The organism is Methanohalobium sp., from assembly GCF_046546175.1.
In the GTDB taxonomy this organism is placed as follows: Archaea; Halobacteriota; Methanosarcinia; order Methanosarcinales; family Methanosarcinaceae; genus Methanohalobium.
In genome coordinates this window covers 18,988-41,759 of sequence record NZ_JBKGYF010000006.1, presented here as the reverse complement: position 1 = coordinate 41,759, position 22,772 = coordinate 18,988, and the positions used below count along the sequence as shown (strand labels likewise).

General features: G+C 37.7%; 24 protein-coding genes. 6 read left to right on the top strand and 18 right to left on the bottom strand.

What is annotated here, in order from left to right; translation table 11 throughout:
- The coding region (locus tag ACLFMM_RS01495) for a transposase (protein ID WP_410806943.1) at positions 1 to 488 on the top strand (488 nt) is incomplete at its 5' end.
- Between the two features lie 282 nt (positions 489 to 770).
- Here ACLFMM_RS01495 and ACLFMM_RS01490 read toward each other — a convergent pair.
- The 18 genes from ACLFMM_RS01490 to ACLFMM_RS01405 form a co-directional block, all read right to left on the bottom strand.
- Complete coding sequence (locus tag ACLFMM_RS01490; RefSeq protein ID WP_410806942.1) at positions 771 to 4,265, bottom strand: nitric oxide reductase activation protein NorD; 3,495 nt, start codon at positions 4,263 to 4,265, stop codon at positions 771 to 773.
- Between the two features lie 9 nt (positions 4,266 to 4,274).
- Positions 4,275 to 5,108, bottom strand: coding sequence for a CbbQ/NirQ/NorQ/GpvN family protein (locus ACLFMM_RS01485; RefSeq protein WP_410806941.1), 834 nt, complete (start codon positions 5,106 to 5,108; stop codon positions 4,275 to 4,277).
- A 43-nt stretch (positions 5,109 to 5,151) separates the two neighbouring features.
- On the bottom strand, positions 5,152 to 6,447 hold the full coding sequence (locus tag ACLFMM_RS01480; RefSeq protein ID WP_410806940.1) for a DEAD/DEAH box helicase: 1,296 nt from the start codon (positions 6,445 to 6,447) through the stop codon (positions 5,152 to 5,154).
- 137 nt (positions 6,448 to 6,584) lie between these two features.
- On the bottom strand, positions 6,585 to 6,803 hold the full coding sequence (locus ACLFMM_RS01475) for a TRAM domain-containing protein (protein WP_410806939.1): 219 nt from the start codon (positions 6,801 to 6,803) through the stop codon (positions 6,585 to 6,587).
- A gap of 223 nt (positions 6,804 to 7,026) precedes the next feature.
- Entirely contained in the window at positions 7,027 to 7,194 is a 168-nt protein-coding gene (locus ACLFMM_RS01470; RefSeq protein WP_410806938.1) for a hypothetical protein, read from the bottom strand.
- Positions 7,195 to 7,204: 10 nt separating this feature from the next.
- The gene (locus ACLFMM_RS01465) at positions 7,205 to 7,825 is read right to left on the bottom strand and encodes a V-type ATP synthase subunit D (protein WP_410806937.1); all 621 of its coding nucleotides are present in this window, start codon (positions 7,823 to 7,825) and stop codon (positions 7,205 to 7,207) included.
- A 20-nt stretch (positions 7,826 to 7,845) separates the two neighbouring features.
- Positions 7,846 to 9,273 (bottom strand): ATP synthase subunit B, encoded by a 1,428-nt coding sequence (locus ACLFMM_RS01460; protein ID WP_410806936.1) that lies wholly within the window; start codon positions 9,271 to 9,273, stop codon positions 7,846 to 7,848.
- A 6-nt stretch (positions 9,274 to 9,279) separates the two neighbouring features.
- Complete coding sequence (locus ACLFMM_RS01455; protein WP_410806935.1) at positions 9,280 to 11,016, bottom strand: ATP synthase subunit A; 1,737 nt, start codon at positions 11,014 to 11,016, stop codon at positions 9,280 to 9,282.
- A complete protein-coding gene (locus ACLFMM_RS01450; protein WP_410806934.1) occupies positions 11,007 to 11,306 on the bottom strand; it encodes a V-type ATP synthase subunit F in 300 nt (99 codons plus the stop codon). The genes ACLFMM_RS01455 and ACLFMM_RS01450 overlap by 10 nt, the downstream gene beginning before the upstream one ends.
- Positions 11,306 to 12,376, bottom strand: coding sequence for a V-type ATP synthase subunit C (locus ACLFMM_RS01445; RefSeq protein ID WP_410806933.1), 1,071 nt, complete (start codon positions 12,374 to 12,376; stop codon positions 11,306 to 11,308). Before ACLFMM_RS01445 ends, ACLFMM_RS01450 begins: the two co-directional genes overlap by 1 nt.
- A gap of 5 nt (positions 12,377 to 12,381) precedes the next feature.
- A complete protein-coding gene (locus ACLFMM_RS01440) occupies positions 12,382 to 12,933 on the bottom strand; it encodes a V-type ATP synthase subunit E (RefSeq protein WP_410806932.1) in 552 nt (183 codons plus the stop codon).
- 84 nt (positions 12,934 to 13,017) lie between these two features.
- Entirely contained in the window at positions 13,018 to 13,254 is a 237-nt protein-coding gene (locus ACLFMM_RS01435) for a V-type ATP synthase subunit K (RefSeq protein WP_410806931.1), read from the bottom strand.
- Positions 13,255 to 13,279: 25 nt separating this feature from the next.
- Positions 13,280 to 15,310, bottom strand: coding sequence for a V-type ATP synthase subunit I (locus tag ACLFMM_RS01430; RefSeq protein WP_410806930.1), 2,031 nt, complete (start codon positions 15,308 to 15,310; stop codon positions 13,280 to 13,282).
- Complete coding sequence (gene ahaH / locus ACLFMM_RS01425; RefSeq protein ID WP_410806929.1) at positions 15,303 to 15,632, bottom strand: ATP synthase archaeal subunit H; 330 nt, start codon at positions 15,630 to 15,632, stop codon at positions 15,303 to 15,305. Before ahaH ends, ACLFMM_RS01430 begins: the two co-directional genes overlap by 8 nt.
- 233 nt (positions 15,633 to 15,865) lie before the next feature.
- Positions 15,866 to 17,053 carry a radical SAM protein gene (locus ACLFMM_RS01420; RefSeq protein WP_410806928.1) on the bottom strand — a complete coding sequence of 396 codons (1,188 nt, stop codon included), beginning with the start codon at positions 17,051 to 17,053 and terminating at the stop codon, positions 15,866 to 15,868.
- 25 nt (positions 17,054 to 17,078) lie between these two features.
- Positions 17,079 to 17,945, bottom strand: coding sequence for a polyprenyl synthetase family protein (locus ACLFMM_RS01415; protein ID WP_410806927.1), 867 nt, complete (start codon positions 17,943 to 17,945; stop codon positions 17,079 to 17,081).
- A 32-nt stretch (positions 17,946 to 17,977) separates the two neighbouring features.
- A complete protein-coding gene (locus ACLFMM_RS01410) occupies positions 17,978 to 18,370 on the bottom strand; it encodes a cytochrome c maturation protein CcmE (RefSeq protein WP_410806926.1) in 393 nt (130 codons plus the stop codon).
- A gap of 13 nt (positions 18,371 to 18,383) precedes the next feature.
- Complete coding sequence (locus tag ACLFMM_RS01405) at positions 18,384 to 18,506, bottom strand: CcmD family protein (protein ID WP_410806925.1); 123 nt, start codon at positions 18,504 to 18,506, stop codon at positions 18,384 to 18,386.
- A gap of 231 nt (positions 18,507 to 18,737) precedes the next feature.
- Between ACLFMM_RS01405 and ahbD the strand changes: the two genes are divergently transcribed.
- The 5 genes from ahbD (at position 18,738) to hemA (ending at position 22,743) form a co-directional block, all read left to right on the top strand.
- A complete protein-coding gene (gene ahbD / locus ACLFMM_RS01400; RefSeq protein WP_410806924.1) occupies positions 18,738 to 19,799 on the top strand; it encodes a heme b synthase in 1,062 nt (353 codons plus the stop codon).
- Positions 19,796 to 20,251, top strand: a complete 456-nt coding sequence (gene ahbA, locus ACLFMM_RS01395) for a siroheme decarboxylase subunit alpha (RefSeq protein WP_410806923.1) — start codon at positions 19,796 to 19,798, stop codon at positions 20,249 to 20,251. Before ahbD ends, ahbA begins: the two co-directional genes overlap by 4 nt.
- On the top strand, positions 20,241 to 20,744 hold the full coding sequence (gene ahbB / locus ACLFMM_RS01390; RefSeq protein WP_410806922.1) for a siroheme decarboxylase subunit beta: 504 nt from the start codon (positions 20,241 to 20,243) through the stop codon (positions 20,742 to 20,744). Before ahbA ends, ahbB begins: the two co-directional genes overlap by 11 nt.
- 14 nt (positions 20,745 to 20,758) lie before the next feature.
- The gene (locus tag ACLFMM_RS01385) at positions 20,759 to 21,436 is read left to right on the top strand and encodes a bifunctional precorrin-2 dehydrogenase/sirohydrochlorin ferrochelatase (RefSeq protein WP_410806921.1); all 678 of its coding nucleotides are present in this window, start codon (positions 20,759 to 20,761) and stop codon (positions 21,434 to 21,436) included.
- Between the two features lie 77 nt (positions 21,437 to 21,513).
- The gene (gene hemA / locus ACLFMM_RS01380) at positions 21,514 to 22,743 is read left to right on the top strand and encodes a glutamyl-tRNA reductase (RefSeq protein ID WP_410806946.1); all 1,230 of its coding nucleotides are present in this window, start codon (positions 21,514 to 21,516) and stop codon (positions 22,741 to 22,743) included.
- The last annotated feature ends 29 nt before the right edge of the window (positions 22,744 to 22,772 follow it).

The following is a 22,772-nucleotide window of genomic DNA, read 5'->3' as shown; positions in this document are numbered from 1 at the left end:
AACTGATGGATAAAAACTGGAAATCTTTCTTCCAATCAATTAAAGACTGGAAAAAGAACCCGGAAAATTACTATTCAAAACCCAACACACCAAAATATAAAAAGAAAAATGGCGAAAATATTCTCACTTTCACGAACCAACAGTGTAAGATAAAAAACGGAGTTATCAAGTTCCCGAAGAAAGTGAACCTGCAAGTAGAAACTCGTCTTCAAGATGACACTAAACTAAATCAAGTTCGAATTCTTCCTATGGGAGTTGGTTATAAGTGTGAAATTGTTTACGAAAAAGGTTTAGAAACACCAAATCTAAACGAAGAAAACATCGCCAGTATCGACCTGGGAATTAATAATATCGTCACTATGGTCAATAACATCGGTGAAAAACCGATTGTTATTAAGGGCGGTGTCGCAAAATCAATAAACCAGTTCTACAACAAAAAAACTGGAAAACTAAAATCCATTTATGATAAATTAGGCATCAAATGGTGAACCAGTTGAAAGAAGGACTTCTTATCTTGGTAAAAGAATTAAAAGAGGGCTTTTCCAATCATCTAACGGTACAATAATCAATGCTGATGTAAATGGTGCCTATAATATTATGAAAAAAGCAATCCCTGATTTAGATGGGATAGAGGGTGTAGCGTTACACCCGGTGAGTATATCTCATGAATGTAATTGATAATAAAAATTGATAGAAAATGAATTTGATTTTAGCAATTACAATAACGTACATGTTAATATGTTATTATAAACATTGATGGCATTACATCTTCATGTAGTTATCTTCTTATAAATAAGAGGGAGACGTTCCGGGATTTTTTGGGCATCATCAATTATAATGTATCCCGGATCAGAAAAAATATTATCAAGATAGTCTTCAGCCTCTTTATCTACAGTTATACAGAAAAAATTAATCCCCTTGGAATTCCCTTCCTGGATAGCCATCCTGGTATCTTCTTCTGCAAGATGTCCTTTGTAAATTTCTTCACTCAAACCGAAATCATAGGGCTCTCCATCAGATAACAGGACTACAACCTTTGTATTTGCTTCAACCTGTTCCAGTTTGCTTATAGTGTGTCGGATTGCAGGACCCAACCGGGTGTTGGACATGGGTTTTAGTGCACTGATTCTACACTCTGCATCATTGGACAGATGACCACCAAATCCTTTTACAGAATAATACTCCACATCTTTCCTGGTATTGCCGGAAAAAGCGTATACTGCGTATTTATCACCTATACTCTCAAGCGCCTGGGTCATGATTATAAGTGCATCTTTTTCAACATCCAGTATACTTTTACCATCATACAGCAGTTTCTGGGTAGATGCACTCACATCCACCAGAAAAAGTGTGGCAACATCCCTCTCCCGTTTATCTCTTTTTATGTACAGATAATCATCAGGATTGATCCCGCATTTTCTTTCAATTAATGCATCTGTAAAGGCACCGAGGTCAATTTCATCCCCATCAGATTGCCGTTTTAATTTACGAAACGTCTCAGGTTTCATTTTCCTGAAAATGCGTTTTACATATGATATTTCATTCTTGTAATAATTCACAGAATTTTTATAAAATTCGTTTGACTCTACAGGTGGATCTATTTCTTTCACAATACACCAGTCAGATTTATAATCATCGATCCGAGTATCCCATTCATCATATATGTAACTTCCAAGTACAGTCCAGTTATTTTCTACCAATGGCTTCTCTAGTTTTTCCTTTTCTGTAAATTTTTCTTCAGTATCTTTTCCAGTTTTATTTTCATAAGTTTCAGAAATCGGTGTATCTGGTACACCTTCAATATTTTCTGGATAATCTATACTCTTTGATTTTTTACTGATTGGTTTTCTTACCAATGTTCCCCTGTATTCAAGGTTGTAAAATGCATTCCATTCAGGTTCTATTAAATCCTCTTTATTCATATAGTGGTAGAGCTCAAGGGTTGTCACAAAGGAATCCAGAGTGGACGAACCTGGTTGGAAAATATTTTTCTCCAGCAAAACCCATGATTTATCTATAAAATCTCTAAGACCTTTATCGACGCTAAATACTGGCTCATGTCCAGTAGACAGCCAGAGAAGGGTTTCCAGATACTGCTCGATTTTGTTTTCCGGTGGAGACCTTTTTTGAAGCAATAGTTGCCTTAATCTCTTAAAATCATGGTGCAAACCCCTGTAGATTTCCGTTATCCTATATTCAACTCTTGCATCTTCTACAATTTCCATGATATTTTCTATAAGAAATGAGTCAGGAATCAGGACAATTACATCAGAAAGTTCTACCCCTTCATTTTGTTCTTTAAACTCATTAGATTCAAAACCCAGATTTTTAAGACCATAAACAAAGGCTTCATTTTTAAAAGAATTAGGCATGTATTTTTCAATTAAAGGTAATATTTCCTCAAATTGATATTTTGAAATAAACTGTTGATGAGCTACTTCATGCACAATACATAACTTGTAAAATTTGAAATTGTCCTCGAAATTGCTGGACAACTTAACACTTGGTGCAAGGTATATAGTATTGCCAGAAATTAAAGGATTTATGGACTTTAAAGTGCTGTTTGTTTGTAAAATATCCTTTGAACGGATCCTGAAATTGGAACCAGAAATCCCGATTGCATAGTAATTCAAAACCTTTGACACGCTTTTCAGAGTTACTCCCTGTGAAAGTTGATTTATATATTCTGTAGATTTCCTGGATTTTAAATTGAAGTAAAGCTTTCCATACTGTGGGTTTTCTGCAAAAATATCAATACCTTTTAGTGCCCATTCCTTCAATTCAGATACATCAAGATCCTTCAGAAGAACAGGTGAGTTTTCAAAATAATCAACTGCCACTTTATTGCATTTGTCATATACCTCTATACCTGTATTTGCCCATAAACCTAACTCTTCAGGTGACATGGTTTTAATTGCTTCCGAAAGTACTTCAAAAAACATTCCTACAAGTAAGCAGTTTTTCTCAAGCAATACATTTGCTATTCTAAAGATTTCATCATAATGAACAGGATTTATATTTTCAAGTGCTTTTACCGAATCCCTGTAATATCCTGAACCAATTATTGTATTCTGTTTTGATATTTGTCCACCGATATCAGCCCATTCTTTGAATCTGTCTCCTGTAACCAATTTAATCATAGATGGTGCATTTTCAAAGTAATCATCGAGGTTTTTCCAGTTTAAGATTGCAATTCGGACTCCGGTATCAAGTAAATACTCCCTTTTCTTCTTATCAGGAATAACTATCAATTTTTCTGAGTTTGAAAAACTGGTTTCAAAAAAAACTTTTGCTGCTTCAGGGTTTTCTGGAATCAAATCGATACCTTTATTCGACCAACCATAAAACTCGTCCATTTCAATAGAACCGAGCAGTTTTGAACTCGCAATTAAAAATGGTACTGCAACCGTGCGGTTTTCCTTTGCAATGTTAATTGCTATAGAAACCCATGATCTAAATTCTGAATCTGTTAAGTTTGCCATTGCAAGCGGTGCATTATTAAAAAGTGCAAGTGCAGAAAAAACATCAAATTCTGCAATTTTCTTTAATGAAAGAAGGATTAATTGTCTTCTCTTTGAAGGAATAGCTGAAAGCACTGCCTTTGTATTGGTTATTAATTCCATTGAAGATTCAGTATCAATCTTAAGTATAAGTTTAACTATCGTGTCAAAACAATCAAAATTTTTTGATGTGAGTAAAGGTTCAAAATCCGGAAGATGCTCAAAATAGGATTCTGCAACTTTTACATCAAAAGCTGCAAATCCGTTTCCAATTCCTATTGTTTTTTTGAACTTTTCAAAGTCAGCTGACAGAACCACTTTTGCTGTACATGTAAAATATGATATTGCAACCCGACCACTTTTTACAACAAAAGTAAGCCCTAAATTAGTCCATTTTTCAAGAAGGGAAATATCACCCTGTTCAATTAATATGGTGGATGATTTAAAAAATCCCTCTAAACAGAATGAGTTTATGGTTGAAACTTTACAAACAAGGGAAAACCATCTGTTAAATCCTTCTTCCCCTGTGAGCTCATAAACTTTTGCTGCTGTTTCAAGGTAGGTGGAATGAAGCCGTTTTCCTTTGTAAGGAATTCTGCTGCCCTCATGAAGTATAACTTTTAATCCCTTTTCAGGTATTCGGTCAAGTTGTGCTAACAACCTGGATATATCCAGATTATTAAATTTTGGATAATAAAATTTTATTAACTCCCAGATTTCATCATCCGGATGATATTGTGCAGATTTATCCATACCTGATGACAATGCTGTCTGTCACTCCATAATTGTAGATATTATTTCATCAATACTTCTTTGCAAATCCAAATCGTCAGTGATCGGGTTTATCATTCCCATTGTACACGCATCTTTAAAACTAATACCTGAATTAATCAATTTACCTGTATATATAAGGAGACGGGTGCTTACTCCTTCCTCAAGACCATGGTGTTTGAAATTTCTTACACGCCGGCCGATATCTACCAGCAGACCTGCTGTATCTTCGTCTACACCACTCTCATGAGCCACTATCTGCGTTTCGGCATCTACAGATGGGTAATCAAAATCAATAGATACAAACCTCTGCCGTGTACTTTGCTTAAGGTCTTTTACAACGCTTTGGTAACCCGGGTTATATGATATGGTAAGCATAAATTCTGGTGATGCTTTCAATATAACACCAAGTTTATCTATAGGAAGGATTCGTCTGTCATCTGTAAGGGGATGAATAACAACAATTGTATCCTTCCTTGCTTCCACGATTTCATCAAGATAACAGATTGCACCGTTTTTCACAGCTTTTGTTAGGGGACCGTCATTCCATTCGATGTCATCCCCTTTTATAAGGAATCTTCCTATGAGGTCGGTTGCAGTAAGGTCTTCATGACAGGCAATAGTTATCAAAGGACGGTTCAATCGATAAGCCATGTACTCCATAAAACGTGTTTTTCCACAACCTGTAGGTCCTTTTAAATTGACTGGAATGTTGTTTTTATAAGCTGCTGTAAATATTTCAACTTCATCATCTACAGGTACATAATAGGGTTCTTTTTGGAAAAAATATTCCTCAACCGCCAGCTCCTCATATAAAGAACATTTATCACCTGACATTTAATTCTACCCTAATTAAATTCTGTTGAGCTACCAAATAAACTTATTTGATATCATCTGACAGCATCACTTTTACGAGACCTGCTGCCACATCAATAGATGCATAATCTTCTTCAAGCAAATTTTCCACCCAGTGGACGTATTTACCAAGATGTCCTGAATCAATGGTTTCTTTCACTTTCTGGGACAGCATATTTGCTCTAATATCTTCCACATCACTTTGTGAGGGGATCCTTCCACAATGTATCTTAGTTTGTGTGAATTTTTGAATATCTTTTATCTTGTAAATTTCCTTACCAAACACAAAGGTAAAAGCACGTCCCTGTTTCCCAGCTCTTCCTGTCCTACCTATCCGGTGCACATAAGATTCTTCATCCTGTGGTACATCATAATTAAAAACAACTTCAATATCATCAACATCTATTCCCCTTGCTGCCACATCAGTTGCTACAAGGGTTTCAATATCACCGTTTTTGAAGCTGGTCATCACCTTCTCCCTCTGTTTTTGCTTCATGTCTCCATGGAGACCATCCGCCAGATATCCCCTTGTTTTAAGGGTTTCTACAAGATTATCAACACCCTTTTTTGTATTACAGAAAACAAGAGACGATTTTATATCATAGACATCTGTTAAGCGGCACAACGCTTCAGGTTTAGACTGTTCCTTAACTTCAAAATATGTCTGTTCAACCTGGGGAACTGTTAATTTTTTATGAACTGTCTTTATCAATTCCGGATTTTCCTGGTATTTTCGAGTGAGTTTCATAATAGGTTTTGGCATAGTAGCTGAAAACAAAGTGGTCTGTCTTTTCTCAGGCAGTTTACTAAGGATTAATTCTATATCCTCCCTGAATCCCATATCAAGCATTTCATCTGCCTCATCAAGTACTACCATTTTTACATTATCAAGTTTTAAAGTACGGCGTTCTATATGATCCAGTACACGACCAGGTGTGCCAATAACAATGTGAACTCCCCTGTTTAATGCCTTAATCTGTCGATCAATGGGTTGTCCACCGTATATTGGAAGTACCTTTATATTTTTGTATCTTGAGAGTTTGTTCAGCTCATCTGCAACCTGGTTTGCGAGTTCCCTTGTGGGACAAAGTACTATAGATTGAACTTTTTTGTTGTTCGGATTCACCATTTCCAGTGCAGGTATACCAAATGCAGCAGTTTTTCCGGTACCTGTCTGTGCCTGTCCAATTACATCTCTTCCTTCCATTATATAGGGAATTGATTGTGCCTGTATTGGTGTTGGTTCTTCATAACCAAGGTCTTCGATTGCTTTTTTAATATCTTCTGATAAATTTAAATTTTCAAATGTAGAAGTCTTCATGATAAATTTCCTTACTAAAGTTAATAAAAATAAATTGCTTAATTTTTAAAATTCCAAGTCATCAACGTTAAATTGTATTAAAACAAGAATGGAATGACCAAATAAATTGACATCCCATGTTAACATCAAAATTGTGTTTATGCAGCTACTTCACCAAATGCAAATTTTTGCATTACTTTGGTAACTGTTATTGTGACTTCATCACCTACTGAGGTCTCTGGTACAAAAATAACAAAGCCGTTAATTCTAGCAATTCCGTCACCTTTACTTGCAATATTTTCTATTTTTACATCATACCTTTCTCCAGATCGAACTGGAGCAGTTTCATTTCTGTCAAACAAATTTTTCACATCCATGTATTAAGCTTAAAGATTCAAATATGCTGGAAAACATAACGGAAAAATAGTATGTACAATTAACGTGACACCATTTAATACCAATACGTTTAATCAAACTGTTATTATCTTGAAGCTAATTCATGTATACCCTTAATCTATATAAGGGTTTTGTAAAGCCAAATTTTGAAACTGCTAGCCATTGCAGTTAAGGAATGGCTCTTTAAAAATTAGGGTTTGTAATTTAACTCAGGATAAGATACACAATAATCATAAACCCAAGTACCATCATTGCCATTGATGTCAACCATGCCCATTTAAAAATCCTTGCACGGTTTGCGGGTTCGAGCAAATAAGAAATGAATCTGTCGGCCAGTGTTGGCCGAGTTGAAGATTCGATATTGGATTTCATAGATTCTAACTCAGGATTTTTTAATTTTCTTGAGCCTGAATGTGCCTTCTCTTTCCATTTCATCAAGACGTAGTTTGATGAAATCTCTGGCTTCTTTGAGTTCAGGTATAACCTTGAATTCGAGGGCATTGACACGGCGCTTGGTTTTCTCGATTTCTGCAAGAAGCCTTTTCATGGTGGTTTCCATCTCAGCTGCCTGGATAATCTTTTCCACCAGGATTTCATAGGCATCAGTTGCCTCATCAATATAGGAACTGGTCCCAAGTATTCCATATCCGCGCTGGTTAATGGGTTTGCGTACACTGGATGATTCAATCTTTGGTACAACAACTCCCATTATATTATGGCTCTGGAGCTGGATTTTTGGATGCTCTTTTAAAGAGAAAGCAGTAGAGTTTACAGTAACTGTTCCTTCCACAGATTTGGCTATACCTATTTTATTTCTGGCATCTTTATAGGCGTCATCCAGCTCGGAACGCACATCTTTAGCCTGATTCAGAATCTCAAAAAATTCCAGAATCAAACCATCTCTTTTCTTTTTTAAAAGTTTATGACCTCCTTCAGAAAGTTTGATTTTCTTTTTAATCTCAAGGAGTTCCGACCGAGTTGGTTTTACATCTTCTACTGCCATAATTAACCACCCGTTATATATTATTGCTCACCGGATACTTCCTGTTCCTGCGCCTGGGATTGTGACCCAGATTTTGCCTGTTTTGCAGGATGGTATTTCTCAATGATTTTATCATCGATTCTTGTAAGCTGCCCTATTGGAAGTTCAGCCAAGATATCCCATGAGATATTAAGAGTATCCTCGATAGTCCTGTTTTCATCTCTACCCTGCCGGACGAAACGGTCTTCGAAATGGTCAGCAAACTCAAGGAATTTTTTATCCCTTTCAGATAGCGCTTCTTTACCTACGATAGATACAAGACCTCTAAGGTCACGACCTTCTGCATATCCTGCATAGAGCTGGTCAGATACTTTCTTATGATCTTCTCTTGTATTACCTTCTCCAATACCACTATTCATAAGACGGGAGAGGGATGGCAAAACATTAACAGGTGGATAGATACCTTTTCTGTGAAGTTCCCTTGAAACCACAATCTGACCTTCGGTAATATATCCAGAAAGGTCAGGAATCGGATGAGTAATATCGTCACCAGGCATGGTAAGAATCGGAATCTGGGTTACAGACCCCTTTCTCCCTTTTATAACACCTGCTCTTTCATAAAGTGATGCAAGGTCTGTATACATATAACCCGGATATCCCTGTCTACCAGGTACTTCTTCACGGGCAGCACCCATCTGACGGAGTGCTTCTGCATAGTTTGTCATATCTGTAAGGATAACAAGTACATGCATATCATGTTCGTATGCAAGATACTCGGCTGCAGTAAGAGCCATTCTTGGTGTGATCATACGCTCAACCGCCGGGTCATCCGCATGGTTAAGGAATACCACTGCTCTTTCAAGAGCACCGGTTTTCTCGAAATCTTCCATGAAAGTCTGGGATTCTTCATGGGTAATACCCATTGCTGCAAAAACAACAGCAAACTCTTCTTCCGATCCCAGTACTGTGGACTGCCTTGCAATCTGGAGTGCAATTTCATTATGAGGAAGTCCTGAACCAGAGAAAATTGGAAGTTTTTGCCCTCTAACAAGGGTGTTGGTTCCGTCTATTGTAGAAATCCCTGTCTGAATGAATTCTTCAGGTGGACGTCTTGAATATGGATTCATTGCAGCTCCGTTAATATCTAACCGTTTATCAGGCACAATATGCGGTCCTTCATCCAGTGGCTGACCTGAACCAGTAAGGATTCTACCAAGCATGTCCTTTGACACTGGAAGTTTGATGGTTTCACCGGTAAACACTACACCTGCAGCATCATTAATACCGCCTGTACCTTCAAAAACCTGTACAACTACAGTATCTTCAGAGGTATCAAGAACCTGACCTCTTTTTGTGGAACCATCTTCCATATTGATTTGAACCAGTTCATCATATCCGACTGGTTCGGTTTTTTCAAGGAAAATCAAAGGACCTGATATTTGAGTGATTGTTTTGTATTCTTTAGTCATTGTTTATTATCCTCCAATCTGTGAAAATTCTTCATCCATCTTGGATAATACTTTGTTGAGCTCTCCATCGAAATCTTCTTCATACTTCACCTTTGCAAGTTCATCCTTTGATTCCATGGACATGACATCATTTATAGAGTATCCGACTTCAATTTTTGAATTTGCCGTTTCGGAGAACTTTTGAATTGCCTGCAACAATTTATACTGCTTATAGAAAGGACAATACATATCGATTTCATGGAATGCATTCTGCTGAAGGAAATACTCCCTAATCATACGTGCAACTTCAAGTTTCAACTGCTGGCTTTCAGGAAGTGCATCAGATCCCACGAGCTGCACAATTTCCTGCAGCTCGGATTCCTCTTCCAGTATATCCATTGCATAATTCCTGAGGTCTACCCAGTCAGAGGCCACATTTTCTGCCAACCAATCGGACAATCCTTCAGTATAAAGACTGTAACTGGTAAGCCAGTTGATAGCTGGGAAATGACGTTTTTGGGATAATTTGGCATCCAGCGCCCAGAATACCTTCACAATACGTAGTGTGTTCTGGGTCACAGGTTCTGAGAAATCTCCTCCCGGTGGTGATACTGCACCTATTACAGTAATCGAACCATCATATCCCGAATTGGCTCTTACAAATCCTGCTCTTTCATAGAATTCGGATAACCTTGCCGCCAAGTAGGCAGGATAACCTTCCTCACCAGGCATTTCTTCAAGACGGGACGAAATTTCTCTCATAGCTTCCGCCCATCTTGAAGTAGAATCAGCCATCAATGCTACATCATATCCCATGTCTCTATAATATTCAGATATGGTAATTCCGGTATAAACAGATGCTTCACGTGCAGCGACTGGCATATTGGAAGTGTTTGCTATAAGGACAGTACGTTCCATTAAAGGACGTCCGGCTTTTGGATCCTCGAGTTCTGGGAACTCATTAAGCACATCTGCCATTTCGTTTCCACGTTCTCCACAACCGATATATACCACAATATCGGTGTCACTCCATTTTGCAAGTTGCTGCTGGGTTACGGTTTTTCCGGAACCGAATGGTCCTGGGATTGCAGCGGTCCCTCCTTTTGCGACAGGGAACATACCATCAAGAATCCTCTGTCCAGTCAACAATGGCCTGCCCGGTCTGAGTTTCTTTTTTGTAGGACGGGGTGTCCTTACTGGCCATTTCTGCAACATTGAAAGTTCTTTTCCATTTGAAAGTACACAGACTGTTTCTTCTACCGTGAACTTTCCACTTTTTATATCATTGACAGTACCACCCTGAACATTTGGCGGCACCATAACCTGATGCTCAATGTTAGGTGTTTCCTGTACGACACCTATAATATCCCCGGGTTCTACCTTGTCACCCTTATCTACTATGGGCTTGAAATCCCACTGTTTTTCACGATCAACACCGTTAGCTGTGGCACCTCTTGCAATGAAATCTCCCATTTTGTCCTGGAGTACTTGAAGAGGTCTCTGAATACCATCGTAGATGCTTTCCAGCAACCCTGGTCCGAGTTCAACTGATAAAGGTAATCCGGTATTTTCAACAGGCTCTCCTGGTTTGATACCTGATGTATTTTCATATACCTGAATAGTTGATTTGTCACCTTCGATTTTGATAACTTCGCCCATTAATCCTTCGTGGCCGACTTTTACCACGTCATACATTTTTGGTCTAATACCTGTGGCTATTACTACAGGTCCAGAGACACGATAAATTTTACCTTTTACTTCCACAAGTCGACACCTACCGATTGTTTTATTTTTTCACGTAAATTGGAACTTTGACCTGTACCACCAAGAGTTACAACTGTTGGTTCTACAGATTCATTGAGTTTATCTCTCAAATTATGCGGTAATTTATTAAAATCATCATCATGCATTACTAAAATACCAACTTCAGGGTCTTGAATTACTTGTTTTACTGTAGACTCAAGGTTTTCATCCCTGACTTCATGTACCTTTCTTACTCCAGCCAGTCTAAAACCTGTAACAAACTCACCATTACCTACAACAGATAATTCCATCAAATCACCAACTGTTTTCTAATTACTTCTTTTTCAAGACCTGCTGCTTTACCCCGGATGATTATCCTCAGATTATCAACTTCAACCTTTTTGTTTAAAATGTAATCCATGATTGGAACTATTGAAAGCGGATAAACATGCGATATACTAGATGCAAATTTAACATTTTGTTTTAGAAGTTGGGTTTCAAGGTCTATCAAAGATTCCATATCAGAACTTACTACATCCGAAAAATTGTACCAATACGAATACTTATCAATTGCACTTAAGAAATCTTCGAATGAAAGGGGCAATAAACCTTCAATATCTTTCATTTTAAGTCTGTGTCCACCTTCAATCATCAATTCCCGGATTTCATCCGGATTAACACCTGACATTTTCAATCTGAACAATGTCCTCAGATTTTTAATATCGATTTCAGTTCCCACGAAATCGGCAAATATTTTGCTGCTTTTAGATTTTAATTCATGTACTGATATGAAAAGGTCTTTATAATACTCCTTTTCCAGTTTATTTTCAATATCTGTCAAATTAGTACCGTCATATTGTTTCAATATTGGATAATAATCTGTATTTTCCAGTGCTGATATAACATCAGTATATGAATCTTTACGAGCAAGTTCTGATAAAAATTCATAACTAAATTTACCGGCTGAAATTAAATTTTCCTTAATTTCTTCAGGTGATGCGTTGTAGTATTTCCCACGCAAAATTGTTTTAATACCCCATATATCATACTTTTTGAGGTACTTGCCTAAAAGATAGTTAGGTTCACCTTCGGATATATCCAAAATTTTAGTGAAAGTCACTGCAAGGTTGCGGTTTAGTGCATGTTCTATCAAATCTACTCCACTGTATTCCCTTGCTAAGATATCAATATCCTGTTTGTATTCAGATTCTTCGATGGTTTTGGTTATTTGGTCTATACCCATGTTTAGAATTTTGGAATAGGTATCCTTTGGTAACAATTTGCTTTTCATTGCACGAACGCGTGCACAAGCATACGAATAATTTGAATTTCGAAGGTTTTCCCCTCTACCTTTACGCCTTAATTTAGGAAAAAGTTGCATGGAGATCACCCGAATAGGATATCAGATATTTGTTTTAAAGATTGGTCATAAACGCCTTTTAATATCGTATCGTACGTATAATCCAGGCTGACTGTTCCGTCACTGTTCTCAATAACTATACCACCGATACAAGCAATGTTTCCAGCGTATTCCAGAGACGATAATTTTTTTACAATCTCTTCAGATTCTTTATTTGAATAAATTTTAGCACCATATTCTTCGTATTTATCTAAAAGTGTTTTAAGCAGCTCTTCATTTTTTTGTGGAGATAAATTTGATACTGATTCAAACGCCTTGTTGTATACTTCCTCAAGTATTTCCTTGCGTGCATTAAGTTTGATTCGTTTAACTTCCAGGTTCGCGCTGGAAATTTCCTGTTTATTTAACCTTTCAATTTTAACTTCAGTTTCTGCCAGACGGTCACCCTTAATTTTTTTTGCCCTTTCTTTGGCATCTTCGATGATTTGAGATGCTTCAGTATCAGCTTCTTCTTTTTTTTGGGCCGCTTCGGCTTGTGCAACATCCATGATATCATTTACTACTGTTTCCAGACCCATACTCTCACACCCTAATAAATTAAAGAGCAGAAAAGTTGAATGCTCTTTAATTTTTTAATTTAATTTACGGTTTATATCAGTCGATTAAGCACCAACAATTAAAGCAACTACTAAACCGAAAATGACAATGGTTTCTGGAATAACAGTCAGAATCAGACCTTTACCAAAAAGTGCTTCGTTTTCAGCCATTGCTCCCACTGCTGCACTACCTATATCTTTTTCTGCAATCCCAGTGGCAATACCTGCCAGTCCGACTGCTATTCCTGCTCCTATTGCTTTATATCCTGCTGGGTCCATCATTACGAATTCTTCTGCTGCCATTATATTATTCCTCCTTTTTGTATACTTATTCTGTATATTTTCTTATATGTCCAAACGGACTGTATTTTTTGCCCCCGCCTTCATAGAATTTTGTAAAAAATTCGACATACTGCAACCTGAGTGCCTGTAAACCGGGGGCAATGACACCCAGTAATGTATTAAGAGCATGTCCGAATATAAACACGATTATTGAGAAGATTGCCAACAATATAGATGTATCAGGTTTTAACATCACAAATGCTATTTCGTTGACAATATAAGCTATATAGATTGAAGATAGTCCTACTGCGGCAATACGTGCGTATGATAGTACATTGCTAAGGAGCGATGGAAGCTCTACTGCTCCTTTTACACCCTCTCCTTTGAAAAGCATTGCAAATCCAATTACAAATACTGCAAGCCCTAATATTGTTGTAGGTGTGTATTCCAGAAATCCAAGTGCCGCCAGTACAACACCCAATTCTATTATTATCCAGCTTCCTTTTTCGAGTATTGCGTCCACTATTCCATGGTTGCGGTATACATTAACCATTCCCAGTACATATCCAAGGTTGATTTGAATGACTCCCAGTATAGCAGTCAAAACGATTAATGTCAGTACTGCATCGGGCCTGTGGAATGGGAATGATACCATTTCGTTGGTAAATGGGAATTCAAACAGATAGATGGTTTCAAAACCGGGTATTAATCCTGATAATGTCCCGTGTCCGTCACCTGCAAAAGTCACACCAAACATCTCATAAAGAGGTTCTGGTGACCAAGGGGGCACACCTGCATGTGTAGTTCCCAGTGAAATACCGAAGACTTCTCCGTAGAGAATACCGAATATAAAACTGAATATTTGACAATATATCAATACATTCATCACAGGATTTAGAGACTCCATGTTGACAAATTTCTTGATTCCAAAGGCAACACCAAGAAGCACAAGGGCATAACCTACGTCTCCAAGCATCATCCCATAAAACAGAGGTAATGCGACAAATATCAGACTAGTTGGGTCCAGCTCCTTGTATCGTGGACGCGAATACAGATCCATAACTGTTTCAAAAGGCTTTGATAGTTTAGAATTATTGTATTCTGTAGGAGGTGTTACTTCTTCGGAATGTTCTTCATGTTCATTGGAATCTACTGTTTCCAGTTTGGAAACGTAAGCATGGCCATTGGTAGATTTATCAAGGCTCTGCACCATTGTCTCATACTCATCATCTGGAATCCATCCGTCAACCACGAATGTATTATCAGATGTGGCCATTCGTAATGGTGCTTCTGCCTTTTCAGCTTCTATCGAGAGTAATTCATCACTTGCAAGTATAAAGCTGGAATACTGTTTTTTGATAGATTCGATTTCCTGGTCTATGGATTCAATCTGATTCTCGAATGATTGTATATCCTCTTCAGCCTTTGAAAGTATATCCTTTGGAACACCACTCATTTCAGGTATTCTGAACTCTTTGAACGAATAACCAGATAACGTTTCTGATACCTGACCTGCGTAATCGTTGGAAACAAATAACGCTATAGAATTCCATTCCGGATCCTTCCAGATTTCATAAATATTGGTTATGCTAGAAACATCGGTTTCAAGGTTTTCTAAACTTCCCTTTATAGTTCCTGCAAAAACCGATATGTTCTCATAACCTCTGTAAAGGTCAAGGTCAAGAGGTATATTGGAAAGTGGAAGTAAATCCTTTTTAAGGTTTTCAATATCCTTTAATTTACCATCCAGTTCACTTTTTTCTTTTGTTTTTTCAGAAACTTTGTTATCGAGCTCATTTAACCTGTCATCGAGGTTGTTCCAGACCTTGTCTGAATCTTCTCTTACGTTACCATTACCTTTGACACCAAGGTAATTGGAAAGCGATCTAATTTTTACAAGTTTTTTGGATACATCTTCTGCACTCTCGAAAGGATTACCAATTTCCAGGCCAGGCTCTTCTTCATTATAATCTTCAATGTGGTACACATTGAGACTATGTAGTGCTTCTATAGTGTCCTGCATTATATTTTTATGGCCTGCAACAATTACCCGGCTCATTGGTTTGGGTTCAAGCATTTGTGATTGCCCTCTCGAACTCTTTAATTAAGTAATTAACAGCTTCATCTTCATTCTCTCGAGCCTTCTGTTTGATTGATTCGGCCTCTTTTTTTCCGTCTTCGACTATCTTTGAACTCTCAGCCCGTATTTTATCTTCTGCAGATCTGTACGAATTCTCAGCAGATTCTTCAGCATCTTTTTTGGCCTGCTTGATTATTTCATCAGCTTCGGCCTTTGCATTGGATATGCGTTCATTTTTTTCTTTAACGCTCTCCTCCACAGTTTTCTTCGCACTTTGTTCTGCCTCTTTGATCTTCAATAAGACGTCATCTTTGGCCATGCAAATCCTCTTTTGCTATTTTGTATTCTAAATAGTTATCTATCCTAAATAGTAAACCTGAATATAAGTTATTCGGTTTAAATTCTCCTGTTATTGATATTTTTAATGATTTATCATTTATTACCGATGTTGTATAAAAATGGCTCAATACACCTGTATCATTGAAGAGCGGTTTTTGGATTAGTACCATGTGTTTATTTATAAAATATAAATTTTATGTCATTTGAAAATCCTCACCAATTTTTATCGGCTCTATAGGGCATCTGTATATTTTCCGGTATTGTATGAATGTATTTTTTCCTGAATTCTGGATTCCTCATCATACAATAATCAGCCTGACCTTTATAAGCAGAATGTTTGCCCATTCGTTTCCATATTTCTTTAAGCCTATCTTCACGTATATTTCCAAATGAAAGAGGTGTATAGGCACAAGGCAGCACATCACCTGCTGACGTTACATGAACCCACCGACGCCCTGCAAAGCAGCCAAACTGCTTCGGACCCATAAAATAAGGAAACGCAGTAACTCTTGGACCATCTGATTTTTCGTTCATATTCTTCTGGAAGGTTTCAAGGCGTGATACATCTCTATCATTTAAAACCTGGTCTTCCTGATGGAGCCATCTTCCAACAGCCACTATTTCATAGAACGATATTTCATCCACACCCAATTCCACAGCAAGATTATAAAAATCACAGAGGTTTTCAATGTTATCCGGTGAAACCACCACAAACATATCAGTAAGTATATCCGCTGATTTTGCGTTTTTTACAGCATTTATAGCGTCCTGATATGCTCCAGTTCTGCCGCGCACTTTATCATGCACTTCTTCAAACGGGCTGTCAAAACTCACCCTTACTGCATATAATCCGGCACTTTTAAGGCTCAATGCTCGTTGTTCGGTCAAGCCGTATCCTGATGTGAAAACAGTTGCTATCGCACGGTTTTTATCAACATTTTCCACCATGTCTTCAAGATCATTTCGAAGCATGGTTTCTCCTCCGTCAAACGAAATGAGATACGATCCAAGGTCAATGGACTGGGATACTACATCATTTATTTCATCCAATGAAAGTTCAGGATTTGCCACTACGTCAGCCGCTCCACAGTGTATACAATTATTAGGACAACGCATTGTTATTCCAATTGAAAACTGATCAGGTATGCGCCTTTTGAAAACGGAACCTATCTGAGAATTGACAACCCTGCCAAAAATATCACTGGGTATTGGAGGGAGCCACGTTGAAAATATTATCCTGTCCTCATCAAAGGATACGGGTTTTTCTTCCCGGAAAACGTCATTAATATGTGTCAGAATCGGCCTGACAATCGGTGAGAAAGTACCTTCTGAATCAAGTGCAACTCTGTTATTTTTAACAGTTGCATTTACTTTAATTGTTGGTTTATCGTATACTCGCATATTACACCTGATATTAACAACTGGTTTAAAAATGATTTTCAGGAAGCATATCTATTGTTATATGGTTGGTTATCTGTATCAATTTATTATTACCGTTTTCTGACTCAAAAGCCTCGATGATACCTTTCGCCTGACCCACGTATTCTTCAACTTTATCTATTGTTTTTTTTACCGCTTCATCATGAGACATTTGTTTTGTATATATCTGCGGAAGTGTTATTGATTTGCGGGTTGAACTTTTGTCATCCAGTTCATGTAAATATTCCAGCAGGTCATCGACAATCTGATATGCTGTTCCCATGTATTCTCCATACAACCTGCATTTATGAGCTGTTTCATCATCTGCCCCTCCAATATATGCCCCAATGGATGCACTCGCAGCAAAGAGCGAAGCAGTTTTTTTGTAAATACAATCAAAATAATTAACTTCTTCAAACCCTGAATCTTCACTACCTATATCAATGGTTTCTCCTTGTGCCATTGACATTCCAGCCTGACCGAATTCAGTAATCGGCTTCTGACCATAAGCAGACATAAGTTCGATGGATTTGGATATTAAAAAGTCACCGCAGAGCATGGCTGCTGAATGGCCAAATTTTTTATGTGCTGATGACACGCCTCTGCGGATGATACCACCATCTATCAAATCATCATGAATAAGCGATGCGGAATGCATCAGTTCAACCGAAAGTGCCGCATTGATACTGTCCTTCGAATCGCCTCCGCATATTTCAGATGAAAGCATCAATATGATAGGTCTAATCCTTTTGCCGCCGTAATTACAAACATGGCTTACGACATTTTTCATTTGGGATGAATCATCAAGATTCTCGATTAGTTCATTCATGGCGTCTGTAATGCATACATATTCATCCCATTGTTCAATATTCATCAAGCGCCCTCATTTATTTTGAAAGTCAATATTCAATTACTGGTTTTTTCTTTATATTTAGACGGACATCCCATGACAATTTCATTTGCTTTGATTTTCTTATCATTTATCATTGTTCCGCTTAAACTGACATTTTTCCCTTCCGCCAGATTTGCAGGTAAATCCCCGGTATACTCGATATAGATTTGATATGAATTGTTTTCTGCATCTTTTAGAACAAAATTTGTGGATTCAGGTGTATTATTAAGCGTTCCGTTTTTAATGGTACCCATTGTATCAACCTTATCACCTATATAATTTTCAGAATTTGATTTGAGTTCCGACACCATAAGGTACCCATTTGAAAAATCCACATTCCATAGTCCAACAATCGCCACAATTGTGATAAAGATGATTGCTGTCAGTATCTTTTTGCTTTTGTACATATATATATACCATTTATTGATGTTTTTTTAATCGTTTAAGTTCGCGTCTTAGATTCACACGTGTTCGTATCAGGTATAGTACATATATTAAAATTGTTACCCATGTAATTGTGAACGCTACATACAATGCATTCATTATAATAATACCATTTGCATTTGTGTTATATAAATTGGATTTAATAATTTGCAGTACTAATATTATAGACAGTAAATTTCAATTTTCAAAGTTGCAACATAACTATTAATATAGGTTATATTTTATCTAACACATCTTATTTAAACAAATTGAATGTGAATTAAGGACTAATATAAGAATCCTGCGGGATTAATTTTAAATTATTACGAAAAATACTCAATAAATGGTAATATGGCACAACCACCAAAGCTTATTGCATGGGAATTTACGAAAAGTTGCAATCTATCATGCGCCCATTGTAGAGGCGCATCAACCTCAGAAGTTGACAGTGATGAATTGACAACAAATGAATCAAAACATTTTATCGATGAAATCGCAGATATTGGTAGTCCCATTCTTATATTAAGTGGTGGAGAACCACTTATCCGTGATGATATCTTCGAAATTGCCAGTTATGGAACAGAAAAAGGACTAAGGGTCGTCATGGCCACCAACGGAACACTGGTTACTTCTGATATTGCTGAAAAATTGAAACAATCCGGTGTACAGAGGGTGAGCATTAGTATCGATGGTGCAACCTCTGACACACATGACGGTTTTCGGGGATTGCCTGGTGCTTTTAAAGGCGCATTAAACGGAATTGAAATTTTCAAAAAAATAGGCATAGGTGTACAGATTAACACTACCATTACAAAACGCAATATCCAGGAGATTCCAGATATTTTTGAGTTCACAAAAAATATAGGGGCTGAAGCCCTACACATCTTCATGCTGGTACCCACCGGCAGAGGTAAAGAGATTGAAGAGGATGAAATACCTCCTGAGGAATATGAAAAGGTCCTTAACTGGTTTTATGAACAACAGAAATACTCACCTATACAATTAAAAGCTACATGTGCCCCCCAATATTTCAGAGTCGTAATTCAACGCGAACAGAAAAATGGCAGAAAACTTTCCTTTGAAAATGACGGATATAATGCTATGACAAAAGGTTGTCTTGGTGGTACTGGATTTTGTTTCGTATCCAGCAGAGGTGAAGTATATCCATGTGGATATTTACCGGCACTTGCTGGTGACCTGAGACAACAGAGTTTTAAAGATATATGGAACAATTCAAAGGTGTTCAACGACCTTCGTGATTCCAGTAAATTGAAAGGTAAATGTGGTGTGTGTGAATACAAAAAAATTTGTGGTGGCTGCAGGGCACGTGCATATGCTGAAACCGGGGATTATCTGGATGAAGAACCGTATTGTATTTACAACCCAAAACAAAAATCAAAGGTATCCAAATGATTCAACTGGATGAAACCGATAAAAAAATCCTGAATGAAATACAGCTGGATTTTCCTCTTGATATACATCCCTATAAAAAACTGGCAGAAAAACTAAACATAAGTGAAGATGAGGTCTTAAAGAGACTGGATAACCTCCGCAATAAAGGAGCAGTCAGACGTATCGGTCCGATAATCAACACCAGAAAAACAGGCGGAATAAGTACACTTGTTGCAGTAAAAGCACCTGAATCCCGTATTTCAGAGATAGCTGAATTCATCAACCAGTACCCTGAAGTATCACACAACTATCTTCGCCCTGCAAAATACAACCTCTGGTTCACAGTTTCAGCATCAAATCAGAATCGACTGGATGATATCCTTGATGAAATCAGACATGAGACCGGTTGCCCACTTATAAATTTACCCACAAAACGCCTTTTCAAGATTGGGGTGAAATTTGATGTCAGATGAAGATTCTGAAATAATACCTTCTAACACTGGTTACAAATGTGACATTTATACAAAAATAATCAGACTTACACAGGACGGCATACCTTTTACCCATTCACCGTTTGCCTATATAGCCAGTTATCTTGATATAACCGAGGAAGAAGTTGTCAACATTATAAAGGAAATGGAAAATAAAGGTATAATAAGAAGATTCGGCGCATCTATAGGTCATAGAGCAATAGGTATTACCGCCAATGCCATGTGTATCTGGAATGTGCCTGATGAAAGGGTCGAAGAAGTGGGTGCCGTGATGGCGGGTTTTTCAGAAGTGACCCATTGTTATGAGCGTCCGCGGTATCCGGACTGGCCCTATAATTTGTTCGCAATGGTACACTCTTACACCAGAAAAGACTGTGAAAATGTAGCTGAAGAAATTTCCAGAGCCACAGGGATAACTGATTACAAACTCCTGTTCAGTGAGCACGAATTCAAAAAAACCGGTGTACGGTTATAATAAACAACGATAAAATGACCACTGACAAAAACTTCATCCCACTGATGATTGACCTGAGTAACAGGAAAATAGTGATTTTTGGAGCCGGTTCTGTGGGTGAACGTAAAGCCCTACTTTTTTCAACATATACCGATACAGCTGTTGTAAGCACCTCATTTACACCCAGAATGAGAGAACTTGAAGATAAAGGATACATCAAATTAATATCATCAAATATCAATTCACTCAGTGATTCCGAAATAACAGGCTTAATTTTGGGCTCGTTTATGGTAATCCCCGCAACCAACAATAAACAGTTGAATGATAGGATTACAGAAATTGCAAATAAAAAGAATATTTTTGTCAATCAGGTGGATGACATCGGTGATGTGATTGTACCATCCGTTATTAAAAGAGGGGACCTGACAATAGGGATATCTACCCTTGGTTCGAGTCCCGCTCTTTCAAAGTTTACCCGTGAAAATATTGAACAGGTAATAACTCCACAGTACAGCGAAATGTCAAAAATACAAAACGATATACGCGCCTACCTGAAAGAAGTAGTACCAGACCAAGAAAAACGAAAAGAAATCCTCTGGAAAATCATGGAAGATGATTCAGTATGGATAGCACTTTCTGATTCCTATGAAAAAGCGTATAATATCGCATTTAATATAGTAGAAGAACAGTCCGGCAGAAGTAAAAAAGATTAATTAAATGGTTTTAAATCCCATGTTAACTGCATTTATTTTTTATCTGGAGGATCTCAGTGACGCAGCAGATATCAAGTATGGTGATTACCCATACAAAAGCAAGTATCGAGGAAATGGAAAAAGCATGGCACGGAGATATAGAATATGTGTTGAAATCCCTCTACTCCCATGAGCACGTCCATGAATGTGCAGTGCTGAAAACATGTAATAGGGTGGAAGTTTATGTTGTATCCCCGAAAGCAAGCAGTGTGTTGTTTCATTTCGCCAAGGAGATGGGTGCTTCATCCCATATAGTAGAGTTTTATGACCATGAAGATTCACTCAAACATCTTTTGAGACTAGCTTCAGGTCTTGAATCCATGATTGTTGGAGAAGATCAGATACTTGGACAGGTAAAGGACCTGTATGTTACTGCCAAAAACGTGGGCACCATTGGTCCTGCGCTTGATACTGCGTTTTCTAAAGCCATACAGGTTGGAAAAAGGGTTCGTACTGAAACCCGAATAAATAAAGGCTCTGTATCTATCGGTTCTGCTGCTGTCGATCTTGCTGAAGAAATTCTCGGAGGGTTAACCGGTAAAAAAATCCTTGTTATAGGTACCGGAGAAATGGGAACACTTGTCACAAGGGCTCTTGCTCATAAAGATATGGAAGTCGTATATCTTGCCAACAGAACCTTTGAAACCGCCAAACAGCTTGCTGAAGAGATTGGAGGAGATGCGGTATTATTTGACAATATCGATGAATGTGTCAAAAACGCTGACGTGGTTATAAGTGCAACTGCTGCGCCCCATTACGTGCTGAGAAAATCCACTATAGGAAAAGCGATGGAAAACAGGGACAAAGAACTACTTCTGATAGACATTGCTACCCCCAGGGATATTGAGCCAGAGGTTTCGGATATATCTCATGTGAAACTGCACAATATTGACAGTCTTCGCAGGATAAATGAGAAAAATATGGAAATGAGAAGGGGTGAGGCAAAGAAGGCAGAAGTTATGATCGATGAAGAATTCACATTACTCACTACCCAGTACAAACGCCAGAAAGCTGATGGGTTGATTTCACAGTTATATGGACAGGTTCATAATGTACGCAAAAGAGAAAAACAGCGTGCAATTAACCGCTTAAGTTCCTACCATACAATAGGTGATATCGAATCCGAAGTACTGGATGACCTTACACATTCAATAGTTAACAAAATTCTTGCAGAACCCACAAAAAAGCTTAGAAGAGCAGCCGAAAATGATGAAGATGAACTGATGGATGTTGCGTCCCAATTGTTCAATCTTGATTCGAAAAAATAATTACAGAAATTCAAACAATATGAGATGGT

Coding starts and splice junctions, on each gene's coding strand:
- hemA (WP_410806946.1), top strand. CDS start 21,514: ATGGTGATTACCCATACAAAAGCAAGTATCGAGGAAATGGAAAAAGCA.
- ACLFMM_RS01445 (WP_410806933.1), bottom strand. CDS start 12,376: ATGCAACTTTTTCCTAAATTAAGGCGTAAAGGTAGAGGGGAAAACCTT.
- ACLFMM_RS01405 (WP_410806925.1), bottom strand. CDS start 18,506: ATGAATGCATTGTATGTAGCGTTCACAATTACATGGGTAACAATTTTA.
- ACLFMM_RS01415 (WP_410806927.1), bottom strand. CDS start 17,945: ATGAATATTGAACAATGGGATGAATATGTATGCATTACAGACGCCATG.
- ahbD (WP_410806924.1), top strand. CDS start 18,738: ATGGCACAACCACCAAAGCTTATTGCATGGGAATTTACGAAAAGTTGC.
- ACLFMM_RS01480 (WP_410806940.1), bottom strand. CDS start 6,447: ATGAAGACTTCTACATTTGAAAATTTAAATTTATCAGAAGATATTAAA.
- ahaH (WP_410806929.1), bottom strand. CDS start 15,632: ATGGCCAAAGATGACGTCTTATTGAAGATCAAAGAGGCAGAACAAAGT.
- ACLFMM_RS01430 (WP_410806930.1), bottom strand. CDS start 15,310: ATGCTTGAACCCAAACCAATGAGCCGGGTAATTGTTGCAGGCCATAAA.
- ACLFMM_RS01410 (WP_410806926.1), bottom strand. CDS start 18,370: ATGTACAAAAGCAAAAAGATACTGACAGCAATCATCTTTATCACAATT.
- ACLFMM_RS01485 (WP_410806941.1), bottom strand. CDS start 5,108: ATGTCAGGTGATAAATGTTCTTTATATGAGGAGCTGGCGGTTGAGGAA.
- ACLFMM_RS01470 (WP_410806938.1), bottom strand. CDS start 7,194: ATGAAATCCAATATCGAATCTTCAACTCGGCCAACACTGGCCGACAGA.
- ACLFMM_RS01385 (WP_410806921.1), top strand. CDS start 20,759: ATGACCACTGACAAAAACTTCATCCCACTGATGATTGACCTGAGTAAC.
- ACLFMM_RS01440 (WP_410806932.1), bottom strand. CDS start 12,933: ATGGGTCTGGAAACAGTAGTAAATGATATCATGGATGTTGCACAAGCC.
- ACLFMM_RS01450 (WP_410806934.1), bottom strand. CDS start 11,306: ATGGAATTATCTGTTGTAGGTAATGGTGAGTTTGTTACAGGTTTTAGA.
- ACLFMM_RS01465 (WP_410806937.1), bottom strand. CDS start 7,825: ATGGCAGTAGAAGATGTAAAACCAACTCGGTCGGAACTCCTTGAGATT.
- ACLFMM_RS01475 (WP_410806939.1), bottom strand. CDS start 6,803: ATGGATGTGAAAAATTTGTTTGACAGAAATGAAACTGCTCCAGTTCGA.
- ACLFMM_RS01435 (WP_410806931.1), bottom strand. CDS start 13,254: ATGGCAGCAGAAGAATTCGTAATGATGGACCCAGCAGGATATAAAGCA.
- ahbB (WP_410806922.1), top strand. CDS start 20,241: ATGTCAGATGAAGATTCTGAAATAATACCTTCTAACACTGGTTACAAA.
- ACLFMM_RS01420 (WP_410806928.1), bottom strand. CDS start 17,053: ATGCGAGTATACGATAAACCAACAATTAAAGTAAATGCAACTGTTAAA.
- ACLFMM_RS01460 (WP_410806936.1), bottom strand. CDS start 9,273: ATGACTAAAGAATACAAAACAATCACTCAAATATCAGGTCCTTTGATT.
- ahbA (WP_410806923.1), top strand. CDS start 19,796: ATGATTCAACTGGATGAAACCGATAAAAAAATCCTGAATGAAATACAG.